This is a genomic window from Pseudomonas sp. NFX15, assembly GCF_049132105.1.
Classification (GTDB): domain Bacteria; phylum Pseudomonadota; class Gammaproteobacteria; order Pseudomonadales; family Pseudomonadaceae; genus Aquipseudomonas.
On sequence record NZ_JAFMPV010000018.1, the window covers coordinates 45,150 to 58,875 of the forward strand.

13 protein-coding genes are annotated in these 13,726 nt (G+C 58.2%); 6 read left to right on the forward strand and 7 right to left on the reverse strand.

The features are described from left to right. Positions 1-199: 199 nt before the first annotated feature. Positions 200-1,789: an ArnT family glycosyltransferase gene (locus J1D76_RS18755; protein WP_421139771.1), complete on the reverse strand. Its 1,590-nt coding sequence runs from the start codon at positions 1,787-1,789 to the stop codon at positions 200-202. 379 nt (positions 1,790-2,168) lie between these two features. On the opposite strand from J1D76_RS18755, the gene J1D76_RS18760 reads away from it, so the two are divergent. Next, on the forward strand, positions 2,169-2,363 hold the full coding sequence (locus J1D76_RS18760; protein WP_421139859.1) for a hypothetical protein: 195 nt from the start codon (positions 2,169-2,171) through the stop codon (positions 2,361-2,363). Positions 2,364-2,418: 55 nt separating this feature from the next. Next, positions 2,419-2,610 carry a hypothetical protein gene (locus J1D76_RS18765; RefSeq protein ID WP_421139772.1) on the forward strand — a complete coding sequence of 64 codons (192 nt, stop codon included), beginning with the start codon at positions 2,419-2,421 and terminating at the stop codon, positions 2,608-2,610. Positions 2,611-2,671: 61 nt separating this feature from the next. Here the strand turns inward: J1D76_RS18765 and J1D76_RS18770 are convergent, their stop codons facing one another. Then, positions 2,672-2,944, reverse strand: coding sequence for a hypothetical protein (locus J1D76_RS18770; RefSeq protein ID WP_421139773.1), 273 nt, complete (start codon positions 2,942-2,944; stop codon positions 2,672-2,674). Positions 2,945-3,385: 441 nt separating this feature from the next. Between J1D76_RS18770 and J1D76_RS18775 the strand changes: the two genes are divergently transcribed. The 4 genes from J1D76_RS18775 to J1D76_RS18790 all read left to right on the forward strand — a co-directional run bounded on the left by J1D76_RS18775 (position 3,386) and on the right by J1D76_RS18790 (position 6,631). After that, positions 3,386-4,744: an MATE family efflux transporter gene (locus tag J1D76_RS18775; protein WP_421139775.1), complete on the forward strand. Its 1,359-nt coding sequence runs from the start codon at positions 3,386-3,388 to the stop codon at positions 4,742-4,744. A 74-nt stretch (positions 4,745-4,818) separates the two neighbouring features. Continuing rightward, positions 4,819-5,490, forward strand: coding sequence for a phosphoribosyltransferase (locus J1D76_RS18780; protein WP_421139776.1), 672 nt, complete (start codon positions 4,819-4,821; stop codon positions 5,488-5,490). Between the two features lie 115 nt (positions 5,491-5,605). Beyond that, positions 5,606-6,175: a YceI family protein gene (locus J1D76_RS18785; RefSeq protein ID WP_421139777.1), complete on the forward strand. Its 570-nt coding sequence runs from the start codon at positions 5,606-5,608 to the stop codon at positions 6,173-6,175. A gap of 123 nt (positions 6,176-6,298) precedes the next feature. Further along, the gene (locus J1D76_RS18790; RefSeq protein ID WP_421139778.1) at positions 6,299-6,631 is read left to right on the forward strand and encodes a hypothetical protein; all 333 of its coding nucleotides are present in this window, start codon (positions 6,299-6,301) and stop codon (positions 6,629-6,631) included. A gap of 126 nt (positions 6,632-6,757) precedes the next feature. Here the strand turns inward: J1D76_RS18790 and J1D76_RS18795 are convergent, their stop codons facing one another. From J1D76_RS18795 to tssI, 5 genes are read right to left on the reverse strand one after another with little or no spacing between them, the layout of a single operon-like run. Then, positions 6,758-8,950 (reverse strand): lipase family protein, encoded by a 2,193-nt coding sequence (locus J1D76_RS18795; protein ID WP_421139779.1) that lies wholly within the window; start codon positions 8,948-8,950, stop codon positions 6,758-6,760. Then, positions 8,950-9,804 carry a hypothetical protein gene (locus J1D76_RS18800; protein ID WP_421139780.1) on the reverse strand — a complete coding sequence of 285 codons (855 nt, stop codon included), beginning with the start codon at positions 9,802-9,804 and terminating at the stop codon, positions 8,950-8,952. The genes J1D76_RS18795 and J1D76_RS18800 overlap by 1 nt, the downstream gene beginning before the upstream one ends. A 10-nt stretch (positions 9,805-9,814) precedes the next feature. Beyond that, a complete protein-coding gene (locus J1D76_RS18805; RefSeq protein ID WP_421139781.1) occupies positions 9,815-10,597 on the reverse strand; it encodes a hypothetical protein in 783 nt (260 codons plus the stop codon). Then, a complete protein-coding gene (locus J1D76_RS18810) occupies positions 10,594-11,448 on the reverse strand; it encodes a DUF4123 domain-containing protein (RefSeq protein ID WP_421139782.1) in 855 nt (284 codons plus the stop codon). Before J1D76_RS18810 ends, J1D76_RS18805 begins: the two co-directional genes overlap by 4 nt. Next, positions 11,445-13,478: a type VI secretion system tip protein TssI/VgrG gene (tssI, locus tag J1D76_RS18815; protein WP_421139784.1), complete on the reverse strand. Its 2,034-nt coding sequence runs from the start codon at positions 13,476-13,478 to the stop codon at positions 11,445-11,447. Before tssI ends, J1D76_RS18810 begins: the two co-directional genes overlap by 4 nt. Positions 13,479-13,726: the final 248 nt, after the last annotated feature.

Below are 13,726 nucleotides of genomic sequence, written 5' to 3' on the forward strand. Positions count from 1 at the left end.
TATTTCACATAGACAATCGCCGATCAAGCTTTAATTTATTGGGCTAAATTTGATGTGAGAGCTTTTTTTACGAAGCAGGCTTCACATTTTATTTCACAATTTTGTTTGAATAATCCGCAGTGCTCTGGAACATCAGTCGGCAGCGAATCCAAAGCGGGCGCCCATCAGGCGCCCTTGGCCCCATGTTTCGCTGAGGCTCTCAATCACCGTCTGCAATTTGCCCCGCCATTGGGTTATCCAATGCTTTGCCATTAGGAACAAACGCCGCACTGCCGTTTTCCTTTGAATGAAACAACCGCGCGCCATTGTTCGGTTTGCTGGTGATCAGCTGATGGTCGGCCGTCAGATACGCCAGCGGTAGCTGCTTAATGTTCTTGTACTGCTCGACGATGATCGTGCGTTCGGGGTTCCACTTTTCGCCGGTTTTTTGTTCCAGCCACGCCATCAACGCTGCACTGTCCCCGGTTTGTGGAATGTCCGAATCCGGGAGCACGTAGTAGAACGGCGAGCCGTGATTCTGCAGGTACATCGGCAACTTGTTGTCGACATCCACCAGCACCATGCGCCATTCATTCCACGGCGCGGTCTTGATGGCTTCGGCACGCACATCCTGGGTGAATTGCTGGACGCCGCCCTTGCCGCCATTGGTCCAAGGATAGACAACCCCCAGCACCAGAAACAGAAACCCGGCCGACCCGGCAATCCCCTTGGTCCAACCCGGCCCGCTGGTTTTGCCGGCCGCCTCGCGCGCCGCCACGCGCCCGGTCACCCACCACGCCGCCAGCAACTGCGCGAACGGCACCAGCGGCAACACGTAATAGCTGCGCCGGCTGCCACTGGCGGTGAAAAACACGAACAACAAACCGAGCCCCAGGATTAGCCAGCGAACATTGGGTTCGGTGTGCTTCCAACTGCGCACGGCCACCCATAGGCCGAGGATCCAGCACGGTGCCCAGGGTAGGGTATAAACGGGCAGGTAAAGCAGGTAGGTGTAGATCGGCCCGATGTTGTCGAACGGCTTGAAGAAACGCACCACGTTCTCCTGAAACACCAGCGCCAGGCCACTCGGGCCATAGGTCGGCGTGCCATAGCGATGCGACAGCAGGAACGGCAGCATGTACACCACGCCGCCCACGAGCATTGCCAGGAACAGCCGTGGGTTGAGGTGAAGCTTCCAGCGCTTCTCGCTGAGCAGGTGCGGCAACAGCATCAGCCCCGGCAGGATGAAGCCAATCAACCCCTTGAACAGCGAGGTCAGCGCCAGGATCAGGAAAAACCCGCTGTAGCGACTCAGTCGCGTATCGTCCGGCCCCCGCCAATACCACCAGACGGCCGCCAACACACCGCACACTGTCAGCACGTCCGCCGTGGCAACCCGCGCCCAGAACATGAAAAAGAACGTCGTCGCCAGAAACCAGCCGGCGATCAGGCCGGTGCCTTTGCGGTAGAGCCGCTCACCAATCAGGTACACCAGCCAGACACTCAGCCACGCCGCCAGTACCGAAGACAAACGCAGCGACCAGTGCCCCAGCCCACCCATCAAATGGGCCGTGGCGGTAATCAGCCAGTAGGAGGGCAGTGGTTTGTCGTAATAAGGCATGCCCTTGAGGTAAGGGTCGAAATAATCGCCGGTTTGCAGCATCTGCAATGCGATGTTCGCCCAGCGCGTCTCCGCGCCCCACAACTCACGGGCACCCAACCCGAACAGCAATAGAAACGCCGATACGCCCAGTAGCAGGATCAGCGCACCGCGGTCACTTTTCAGAAACCTGACTAACGAATTGTTCATGACTGTTTCGCACATTGCGCTCGCCGTGATGACGGGGATGCGACTGGAATGGCAAGGCTATCGGGCGAAATGTGATGGAATTGTGAGTAGATTGAGAACAAAGCGTTGGTTCGGATTGAGGCGAGGTATCTGCATCAAGGGATGTAAGGCTGTGAGTGAGACAATGAAAAATTGTTCATGCCAATCACGGTTCCTACTTTTTAAAAACATACGCCGAGCGCTGCGTATCCCTCACAAAAACCTCGGATGTTGCCTACAACGTCGCCAGCAAACGCCCGCTATTGCGAATATGAAAAAACGGGAAATATTGAAAGGGCAGAAATGGGCACACCCGACGTCGGTGAGACCTTTTGAACAGCAAAGCCCGAAGGGAAGATCCATGCTGCAAAACGACCGCGAAAATCTTGAACTCGATAAACTGCAAGTCGAAATTCGAAGGTTCATGGCCGAAACCCGAAAACTTACGGTAGAAGAACGCAAGCTCAGGCAAGAGACCTTCTGGTACCCGATCGCGGTGGGGGCTGGTATGGTGACCGCTATCGTCGCGGCTGTCAGTCTTTGGGCGAAGTTATGAGCAACCGTACTCGCCACAGCAGGCTCGCCCTATAACGCCGACAGGAATTAGCAGCATGTCCACACAACCCACGAATCAATCCAGCATTGAACAACTGCACCGCGACGTTGCAGCGTTTGCCGAAGAGATGCGCCGGCCTGAACCGAACGCGATCCGCTCCGGTTTGGTGCCGTTCAGCATCGGCGCCGGGCTGGCGCTTGCAATCTTTGTTGCCGCCGCCATGGTCATCCGAGTGATCCAGTCCTGAAACAGGTGTAAACCTGATTCAGGACCAAAGAAGAGCGCAGGTGCCCTCGGCACTTATGCAGTCACTGCGCAGCCTGCGCCCGCAACCGTCGCCCAATCACATCCATCAAATCGCAGCCATCGCGCAACGGAATGACCAGCAGTTTGGAAAAGTCCTCTAACACGACCGTGTCGCAACCGAGTTCGGATCGGTAGGCGATGTTTTCCAGTACCTGCGTGACGGTCCGAATACGGTAGTCGGCCATGGCTTGCAGGACATCAAGTGGGGCTTGGGTGTCGATGAGCAGGGAGGCCGGAACCAGGTCGATTCCGGTGAGGGGCATGTATCGATTCATCGTGAGGGTCTCTATTTGATTGGCTAAAAGCCGTCACGCAGTCGTCGCCAAACGCTTGGGTGGCAGCTGTGCGCAGGTTGGCGAACCGGCATAGAGAAAACCGGCAGACCCGGAGGTCTCCCGCGCACAGCCGCCATAACGGCGGCTTTGCGGGTGCGATGATACCTGCAATGAAGCCGATAGCATTCGCATTCTCTATGATCAGGTCGCCAAACCTGAATCGCCATGTGGACGACGGCACCGACTATAAGCCGCACGGGATCAGCGCCGGAAGGTGAGACATTCCGATCTTCATGTAGGACCCACGACGATAAAACTTCAGACCTTGCCCCTCACATCGCTGGAAATATAAACACAGACCTGAGATGTTCACGCCCCTTGGTTTCAGCCACCCACGCTATCCTTACTCATCGCTCCTGCCGTCGAGATGGACCTTCGCCCATGCAAACCCCCAACACCCAACGCCCGCTCTGGAAAACCTACCTGTTTTTCCTCGCCCCGATGGTGCTGTCGAACTTCCTGCAATCGATGTCCGGCACGGTCAACAGCATCTACATCGGGCAGATGCTCGGCACTCAGGCGCTGGCGGCCGTGTCCGGCATGTTTCCCATCGTGTTTTTCTTTATCGCCCTGGTGATCGGCCTCGGCGCGGGTGCGGGGGTGCTGATCGGGCAGGCATGGGGCGCGCGCGAGACGCATTTGGTTAAGGCGATTGCCGGGGCGACGGTATTGCTGGGTGTGTTGATCGGGCTGGTGGCGGCGGTGGTGGGGAGTCTGGTCGCGCGGTCGGCATTGCAGGGGCTGGGGACGCCGGCGGATGTGCTCGACGACGCCGTGGCATATGCCCATGTGATGTTGTGGATCATGCCGTCGCTGTTGGTGTTTGTCTTGTTCACCCAATTGCTGCGCGGGGTCAGCGATACCTTGTCGCCGCTGTTGGCGCTGGTGGTGTCGACGATGGTCGGCTTGGCGCTGACGCCGGCGTTGATTCGCGGCTGGTTGGGGTTTGCGCCGATGGGGATCCAGAGCGCGGCGATTGCCGGGTTGGTAGGTAACCTGGTGGCGATGGGGTTGCTGGCGTGGCGGCTGATCGGCAAGGGCCACCCGCTGGCGCCGGACCGGGAGTTTTTTGCGTCGATGAAGCTTGATTGGGCGATTCTCGCCAAAGTGCTGCGCATCGGTTTGCCCACCGGGTTGCAGATGGTGGTGTTGTCGCTGTCGGAACTGGTGATCCTGGCGCTGGTGAACCAGCACGGGTCGCAGGCGACGGCGGCCTATGGCGCGGTGACGCAAATCGTCAATTACGTGCAGTTCCCGGCGCTGTCGATTGCGATTACCGCGTCGATCCTCGGCGCGCAGGCGATTGGGGCCGGGCGTACGGAGCGCATCGGGCCGATCCTGAAGACCGGGTTGATGATCAACGTATGCCTGACCGGTGGTCTGGTGCTGTTGGGGTACCTGTTGTCGCACTGGCTGCTCGCGTCTTTTCTTACAGAGGAAGCGACATTGAGCATGGCCCAGCACCTGTTGCACATCATGCTCTGGAGCCTGCTGGTGTTCGGCTTTCAGGCGATCATCGGCGGCATCATGCGCGCCAGCGGCACGGTGATGGTGCCGGTGGCGATTTCCATTGTCTGCGTGGTCGGGATCCAGTTGCCGGCGGCGTATCTGCTGGATGCGAAGTTTGGCCTGCAAGGGGTGTGGATGGCATTCCCGGTGGCGTATATGGGGATGCTGGCGTTGCAGACGCTGTATTACAAACTGGTGTGGCAGCATCAGAAGATTGAGCGGTTGGTGTAGGCGCAATGCGAACGGAGGGGCAAGCCCCCTCGCCACAAAGCGGCCTCGCCGCAAAATCGATCGGAGGTGTTCACATGAGCCCCTTAGCCCATTCCATCCTGCAAGACCGGGCCGCGGCCGGGCGGCGTTTGATCGAGCCGTTGCTGCCTTACGCAAACCGACCCGAGGTGATCGTGCTGGCCTTGCCCCGTGGCGGTGTGCCGGTGGCCTATGAGGTGGCCACGGCGCTGAAGGTGCGCCTGGACCTGATGCTGGTGCGCAAGCTCGGCGTGCCATCCCGCCCCGAATACGCGATGGGCGCGATTGCCAGCGGCGGCATCCTGATTCGCAACGAAGAAGCCCTGCGCGCGCACCCGATTGATCGCGCCGCGTTCGACGCCGTGGTCAATCGGGAAACCCGCGAGCTGCTGCGCCGCGAAACGGTTTACCGTGGCACCCGGCCGGCGGTGGCGCTCAAGGATCAGGTGGTGATGCTGATCGACGACGGCCTGGCCACCGGCGCCTCGATGAAGGCCGCGATCCAGGCGCTGCGCGTGCAGGCACCTTCGCGCATCGTGGTTGCGGTGCCGGTGGCGCCGATCGAAACGGCAGAAGCGCTGCGCCATGAGGTGGATGAGCTGGTCTGCCCGCTGATGCCCGAGTGGTTTACCTCGATTGGCCATTGGTACATGGACTTTTCCCAGACCTCGGACGCCGAGGTGATCGACCTGTTGCAGCGGGCGTGGCAGCGCGAGGCGTGCGGATAACCTCGAAATCAACCCATGCAGTGGAAGAAGCGCCCGTTGTTTGCTTTAGTGCATCTGGTGCCGCCTTTCGTGTGCGGCACGCCCACTCAGAGCGGGAGCCCTCCCGGAGAGCGCCATGAACCTTCGATCCGCGCGTTGCGTCGCTCTGGCCGGCCTGTTGGTGCTGGGCTTGGTGCCGTTCGCCGGAGCCGTGGAATACAAGGAAGTGAACGCCAAGGCCAGCACCCTGAGCTTCACCTATCAGCAGATGGGGTCGAGGAACTACGGCACGTTCGGCAAGTTCGAGGCCAATCTCGATTTCGACACCGACAACCCCGGTGCCGCCCACGCCGCGCTGACCATCGACCTGAAAAGCATCGACGCCGGCAGCGACGACGCCAACACCGAACTGAACAAACCGGCATGGTTCGATACATCGGCGTACCCAGTGGCGACCTTCGAATCGACCGCCGTCAAAGCCCTCGGCGATAACCGCTACACGTTCACCGGCAAGCTGTCCCTGAGGGGCCAGACGCGTGTGGTGAAGGTGCCGGTGCTGCTGAAATCCGAGAACAACGTCGGCATCTTCGATGGCGAACTGGTGCTCAAGCGCGACGACTTCAAGATGGGCGAGGGCGAGTGGGCGGATACGGTGGTGTCCAACGAAATCAATATCCGCTTTCGGATGGTGGCTCCGCAGCGCTGACAGAAGACGTACGCCATGACACGAAGGCTGCTTTTGGCTGTGGGTTCTGGTGTTGGCCGGTTGCACGCATAACCCTGCCGACATCGGCCTGAATGGCGCCACTCATGACTGTGGAGTTATCCCATGAACGATCTGCACGCTTTACCGGCCAACGCTGCGCTTGCGCAGTCGCGGTCGTCCCCTTGGCGCGACTGGCTGTCGGTGTTGTCGGTGGCCCTGGGGGCGTTTGCTTTTGTCACCACTGCATATTTGCCCGTCGGCATTCTGCCACCCATCGCCAGTGCATTGGGCATCACCGATGGCGTGGCCGGGCCGATGGTGACCGTGCCGGGCATGGTCGCAGTGGTGTCGGCACCGGCGATCATGCTCGGTGCCGGGTGGATGAACCGTCGTCACCTGCTGCTGTTGCTGACCCTGTTGTTAGTGGCCTCCAATGCCGTGTCCGCCGATCGCTGAAGCCCTGCAACGCTGAGCGGCCCGTATTTGCACACAGGCGTCTTGCACCGACGCCTGTGTGTTGGCCACGGTGCAGAAGCGTCTTGTGAAGCAGGCATAGAGTTCGAGAGGGGGCATCGTGCCGGGCTAGTATCTCTGCCAAGCACCTGCGATCCACTCGTCATTGCGCACTGCCCGTTGTGGAATCATCGCGAGCTGGACCTTGGCGTTGTTTTCCTTTTGCGCCATCCAGCGTTGCAGCGTGGCTTGCAACTCGGGTGACTGCGCCGCAGTCCCATACACATGGGCCGGCAACAGAGCCTGCAGACGCAAGGTGTGGAGACGCTTCAACGCGTCATTCAACTTGTAGTACTCGCCATAGAGATCGTTTACCACTTGCCGGTACTCCGGGTGGTGGTTGTCATATTGGTCGGTGTCCATTTTCTGCCGGCTTTGTTGCTGCACCTTGTCCACCATCTGATCCAGCGCCTTTTTAACCTCCGTGTATTCACGATCGGTCACGATGGTTTCACCGGTTTCCTCGGTTTGCTGCCAGCGACGCAACGTCGCCCAGGAAAACGGCACGTAAGCCCCCGGTGCACTGTGATCACCAAAGCTGTTGGCCTGCTTGAAGAACCCGCCCCGAAACGGCAAGTCACCGTCCTTCGCCAGCGCCCGGGTGCAGGCCGCCTCTTCAATGGAGGCGCAGCCAGGTTCCCACAGGATCGACGATTGTTCGCTGCCATTGAACTTCACCGGCATGAAATGGTGCAGCCGGCCATGATGCTGGTACGGCGCACCTCCGACGCGAACCAGGCCGACCGCAAAAATCAGGATGCCAAGCACCGTGTTGGTCAGGAACATCGAAGCAAACCCCGGCATCCAGATGCTGCGCTTGACGTTCATCCAGGGTGCCGGAACACCGGGCACCATGTCATCGTTGTTAACCATTCGGTGATGGACCAGCGGCGCGGCTTCGGCGACGAAGTTGGCATCGCCGACGCGAGGGGAGCCGTAGGTGTGGAGGAGGATGTCGTAATTGTTGTCGGGAGCGCAGCGCAGGGCTTCAGCCAATAAAGTGGCAATTGCGCCACCCAGGCTGTGGCCGCAGATAATGATTTTTTGGTTGACGTGAAATTGGTCCAGGTAGTTCTGAACGAATGTCTTCAACGCTTTGTATGCGTCGTAAAAGCCATGATGAACCTTGCCTTGACCTCGACCCTCTTCAAAAGGCACTTGTTGCGCATCTGCGTCTCGCCACCAATCTGATAATTCAAGCGTTCCCCGAATGGCGATCAGCACAACTTCGTCGTGATGGGTGATGAAGGCTTGCGTGCTTTTTCCGCTAAGCCAATGGTCATTTGAATCATCAAAAAAATGGAGCTTCGAGGGATATTCCTGATCATCTTTTTTCTCAGGTTTGTTTTGCTCATACAGGGCAGGATCAAACGGCAAAATCTCGAAGCGTTTTGAATACGGCACGTCTTCGTACAGCGGGAAAAATCGATTGACCGATGACTGCGTCCTGTCCACTTGCCAGCGTTCCTGGAACCCGGGCAGTGCATGACCAAAGATATTGCCCACCGTGGGCTCAAACGGAAAACTCACTCGGTCAACCGGATTCTTCTCGGGTTTTTGACCGAAATCGGAGTAGCTGAGGTTGGCCATGATCGCCAGCTGATACAGGTTCAACGCACAAAAGTAACTGTCAGTCGACAGCAACGGCCGGAGTGCACGCAACGGCCGAACTTCCAGCAGCGTGTGTCGGTTGGGCAACAGGCACACGCCATATAAGTGCGATGCCTGCGGGCCAAACCCCAGTTCCTCCATCGCCCTGAGCACGTTGACATTGGGGGTGTGTTTGCGTTCAGCAACGGGAGGCAAGTGGGCGCCATGTTTGACCAAGTCGCGTACTTCGACCTGAATGAAATCTTCCGAGCCTTTGCGTGCGGGGTTGTGCTCGACGCGGAACCCGTCTTTGTGGAAAAAACGGGTTTGTTCGGCTCGGACCTGGAGTTCGGTGATGGGGAGGGGGTAGGTCTCTCTTATCTTCAGTCGCGAATAGGTCTGGATGCTTCCGGTATACGGGGTGTCGAGCGTGAGTGTTGCGGGTCCGCGGTAACAATCATTGATCTTGGCAGTGCCTTCGTCATCCAATACACCTTTGTATTGTTGGTCAGCACTATCCTGGAGGGTAAAGCTAAGTCCGGCATAAGGTTTTCCATCACCGAATTCATCTACCAGTTGAAAGCTAATCCAATTGCCTTTTAATGGGCAATTCAGCATCTTGTCGTTAAATGCTGATTGCTCCCAGTCTTCCAAGGCTTTATATGTGCTCATTACTTGCTTCCCTGTTCGTTACAGTTGGGGTAGACCGTGCAGCTGCGTCCATCGGGCATCTTGAATGACTTCAAAAATTTATACGGTCTAATGCAGGGTTCTTCATTGTTAGTTCCCCAAAGCCCTGTACATGCCTTCCAGCCTTCAGGCGTTTCATGCCACCACCCGCGATAATACGGCTTCTCTTTTTCTTCTTCTGTCAATACTAGCTTTACAGTTTTCCCTGTTAGCTGATCACGCGGTAGACTACCGTTGATGAGCGCTGTTCTAAGCTCTTTGTGTGTATGCAGTGAACCGCACTTCAGTATCTTGCGAATAAAACGTTGTGATCCGACTGTTCGAAAGTACCACTGACATTGCCCTTCAAAGACCAGTGGTTCTGAAGCGGGAAGGCGAGGCAGCTTCACAGAAGTTTCATTACTTATTGAAAGCCCTTTGAAACTTTTACTCATGTCCAGATCCCGCTGACCCCACTGTCCTTCAACATCGAGCCCCAAGCTATCCAGCACCGTCGAACAGCCGTGGGCCGTATCCGTCAGCGGCACCTTGAACTCAATCGGTTTGGTACCCCTTGGTCGTTCGCTTTTGAAGAACACACGTCCCGGCCCTTGACGCTCTTTTCCGGAGGGGTCTTTGCAAGTGACACCGGGTGCAGGGACGTAATAGGCCGTTGCATCTACAGTGAAGTTATCTGGGATGTCGGCTTGAAAAGTGAAACTCTCTTTAGTTGTAGTCGAACATCCGCTTATCACGAGGATGCCTATTAATATGAGTGAATAATGATAGGTGTTAAGCAGTTTGGAATAATTAATAGGATGTGGGGCTGAAATAAGCAGCGATCTAAATGTGTTCATAGGTATGATCTTATTCAGTGCAGTTGGGGTAGACGGTGCAGACACGTCCATCTAAAAGCTTGAATGACTCCAGGAATTTGTAGGGTTTGACACAAAGCTCCTCATTGGCGGTCCCCCATAAACCGGTACATGGCTTCCAGCCGTTTGGTGTTTCTATCCAAAAATCCCTGTAGTAGGGCTTTTCCTTGGCTGCAATCGTGAGCTCCAGCCTCACAGTTTTACCCGCTAACTGTTCACGCGGCACCGCACCACCAATCAAACTTTTCTTTACAACGCCATTGGTATCAAGTGCACGGCATTTCGGGGTTTTTACGATGTAGCGATAAGCGCCGTACGTACGGAAAAACCATTGGCATTGCCCTTGAAGCTCCAATGTTCCTGAGTCGGGAAAGGGGGGGGTGTTTTCAGAGGTTTCATCTCGAATGGACAGACCACCGTATTGCATGCCCTTGTTTGAGTCCCGCGGACCCCATTGCCCTTCAAAACCCAGATCCAGACTGCGTAACACCAACGAGCAGCCATGCGCCCTGGCGGTTAGGGGCACTTTGAATTCAACGCGGTGCGCAGCCTTGGGTTGAATCGGTCTGAAAAAGGTACGTCCTGCGTCATAGCGTTCTTTATCGGAGGAGAAGTCGCACTCTTCTCCGGGCGCTGGCTTGTAATAAGCGGTGCCATCGATTTCGAAGTTCTCCGGCATGTCAGCCTGAAAGGTAAAACTCTCCCGAGGCCCTAACGAACAACCACCGATCACACAAAACCCCACCCCGAGGATCACACGCTGCAAGCCCGTCATATCGGCTTGTCCCCTAACCAGAATTTCACTTCATCAAACAGCCGCTCGAAGTGCGCCTCAGGTGTTTCGCCGCCTCTGGGCAGCCAGCTGCGAATGACCGAGGGCCGGGTCACGTCGAGGTGCTGGAGCACGAGGAAGTGAATCTGTTGCGGGCTGTGCCAGCCCCACGCTTGCGCCTGGGCGAGTTGCGCCGCGAGCCAGTCCTTGGGGGGGTAATGGGCACTGAGCGAGGCCATGGCATCGCTGTGTTCGGCCCAGAGGTATCGGTAAATATTGGGCAGTAGAATGTCCAGGGACTGGCTGACGGGCGAGGGCACGTGATGCCAGGCCGGGTCGGCTGGCACCGGGTGTGGCCCGGGCGCAGGGTTTTCGAGGCTGGCCCAGTGGCTGCCTTGCCAAAAGCACGCGCTGATCACCGGTCCCAGGTATTCGGGCACGCTGCCGGATGGAAGATGCGCCAGGGCGCGGGCAAGGACGCGGTTATCGTGGAAGCGATACAACCCCTGGTTGGGCCGCGAGCCGATGATCAAGCGCTCTTGCCAATGCTGGATCAGCGCCGGGAGCTGGTTTTTTTCGATGCTCGCCAGCCAGCCCCAGTGGCGTTGAGGCGCGTTGAGCAGGGCGGTGATGCGCGGGTCATGGGCGTTGTCGAGGACAAACACGAAGGGGCCCGCGTCCGCCAGTTCCGCTACTTGGGTGTTGCTGTACAGGCTGCGATAGCGTTGCAGGTCGAAGTTCTTCACCAATGCCTGGCGGGCTTCGCGTTCGCCTTCGGAGTCGAGGATCACGCAGGGCGAGCGACCGAGTTTCAGCTGTTCTGTGATCCACTGTTGAGGCTCAGTCATGTTCATGCGGCGGCTCCTTGCGGCGAGCACAGGCCGTTTTTGCAGACCTCGCAAATCGGGCAGAAATCAGCGCCTGCTGCTTTGGTCGCCGCCATCAGCGCGGCCTGGGTGGGGGCGATGACGGGTTGTTCGGTCAGTGCCTGCGCTTGCAGGGCCTGCAGCGGCGCCAGGCCCATCAGGGGTGCACCGCCCGTTTCGATGGGCACGCTGCTGAAGATCCCGGCCTGGTTCAGCACGATGTGGTGCGCACCGACCTTGATCGTGAAGCTCATGTCAGCTTCGAGCACCACATGGGTGGCCCTGAGATGGGCGTGATTGCCGGCTTTCATGACCCAGGCATTGCCCACGGTGGTGCTGCTGGTGTCGCTGATCGACACCAGGTCGTTACCGCCGATCAGCGTGTCGCGCTGGCCTTCAGTGGTGTGTGATTCGGTGCCCTTGATCAGGCTGCTGCTGTTGTTGGCGACGTGTTCGTAACGGTCGTTGTCGATGGTGGTGTGGCTGTCATTGCGGATCAGTTGTTCGAGGTCGCGCTCGGCCCGCAGGTAGATTTTTTCCTGGCCGGCCCGGTCTTCGAGCATCAGTTCATTGAAGCCACCCGTACGCGGTGTGCTTTGGCTGCGCAGAACGGTTTTGGTCTTGTGCGCCGGCAACGGGTAGGGCCCAGGCAGGCGGGTGTTGGGCACGCACCCGGTGATCATCGGCAGGTCCGGGTTGCCTTCGTAGTAGCTGACGATGACTTCCATGCCGACTCGAGGAACGGTGACGGCGCCAAAATGATCACCCGCCCAACTGCTGGGAACCCTTAGCCAGCAACTGCTCTGTTCGCTGTTGAGCCCGGCCCGGTCCCACATCAGCTCGACCTTCACCCGGCCCAGTTCATCGACGTAGATGTCCTCGCCGGGTGGACCCGTGACGCGGCCGTGTTGATTGACCACGATGCGGGTATACCCTACCAGCGGTGGGCGGTAGGGCACCTCCCAGGGAATCGCCTTGAAAGTGTTGGAATAGCCTTGGGTGAGTCCGTCCTTCGAGTGATGGTGGTTGCCTGTTTCTTCCAGGCTTTGCGGCTGTTGACCGGTGTGGGTCACGCTCACCAGCAGCCACGGATCGTTGCATCGCGCCCGTGGATGTCCTGTCAGTGTGAAGCGATGACCGCTGCGAAATGCCGGTTGATCGCTGCTGCCGGCGACCTGCTCGTAGTCACCGCGGTGACGCTCCAGGGCCTGTTCGGACAGCACCCGGCCGTGACGATCGGCATCGTTCATCAGCATCGGGTAGCGGTAGTCCTCAAGGACGCGGACGAGTTTGACTTCGGCGTGGTTTTGCCGCAGGTGGCTGGGGTGCTTGAGGTTGTAGCAGCGCCCGCTGACTTTGCTCGTGCGGGTGTTGAAACGCTGACTGAACCGGGTGACCACCGGCTGCTCCGCGAGCAGACCGCTGTCTTCGACAAAAGGCGTTTCGCCGAGCAATGGGAAGTGGATCGGGTCGTCGCTGAAGACCAGCCGATGACCGTCCGGCGAATGCTGATGGTGCCAGGCGATGCCGTCCTCGGAACTCAGGCGCTGAATGAAATCGAAATCGCTTTCGCCGTACTGCGTGCAGTATTCGCGCACCTCGCTGCGGCGCAGGCAGAAGTGGTAGGTGTCGCTCGGGATGCCGTGGCCCTTGAGCACCTGGGCGATGATTTCCGGCACGGTCTTGCCCTGGAAAATCCGTCGGTTGTGGCTGAACTGCAGGTAGTGCAATGCCGGCACCAAGGTGAGCCCGTAGTGGGTCAGGCGGTTTTCATGCTGCCCGACGCAGGCGTTTTCGATAAAGCCATGCAGCCCAGCGCCGTCCGCTGCGAACTGCAGGAAAGCGGGCTGGCCCAGCAGGGTTTCCACGGGGAAATCGGGGTATTCGCTGACCAATTCGATATTGATCGCGTAAAGACAGCTGATGGCTTCTTTGCCTTTGAAGCCCAGGACTTTGAAATCGTTGTCGGTGGAGGGGATTTGCAGTTCGAAACGGGCAATGTTTTTAGGCGCAACCATGCACTCATCCTTAAGCAGAAAAGACGACGAGAAAGTGCCGGGACGCACGGTGTTTGTGATCGGGGTGGCCGGCGGGAGAGGACTCTGAAAAAGCCTAGCAACTCAACGCCGGGGGAAATGTAGGACCGTTCCGAAACGGTTGCCGTGGGCGGTATTTCCGAGCTTGCCTTCGGAAATTTCGCTCCTACAGGGGATTCGTGAACGACTCAGGTCAACCGCAGGAGCTGGCTCGCCAGCGAAGGGGCCGG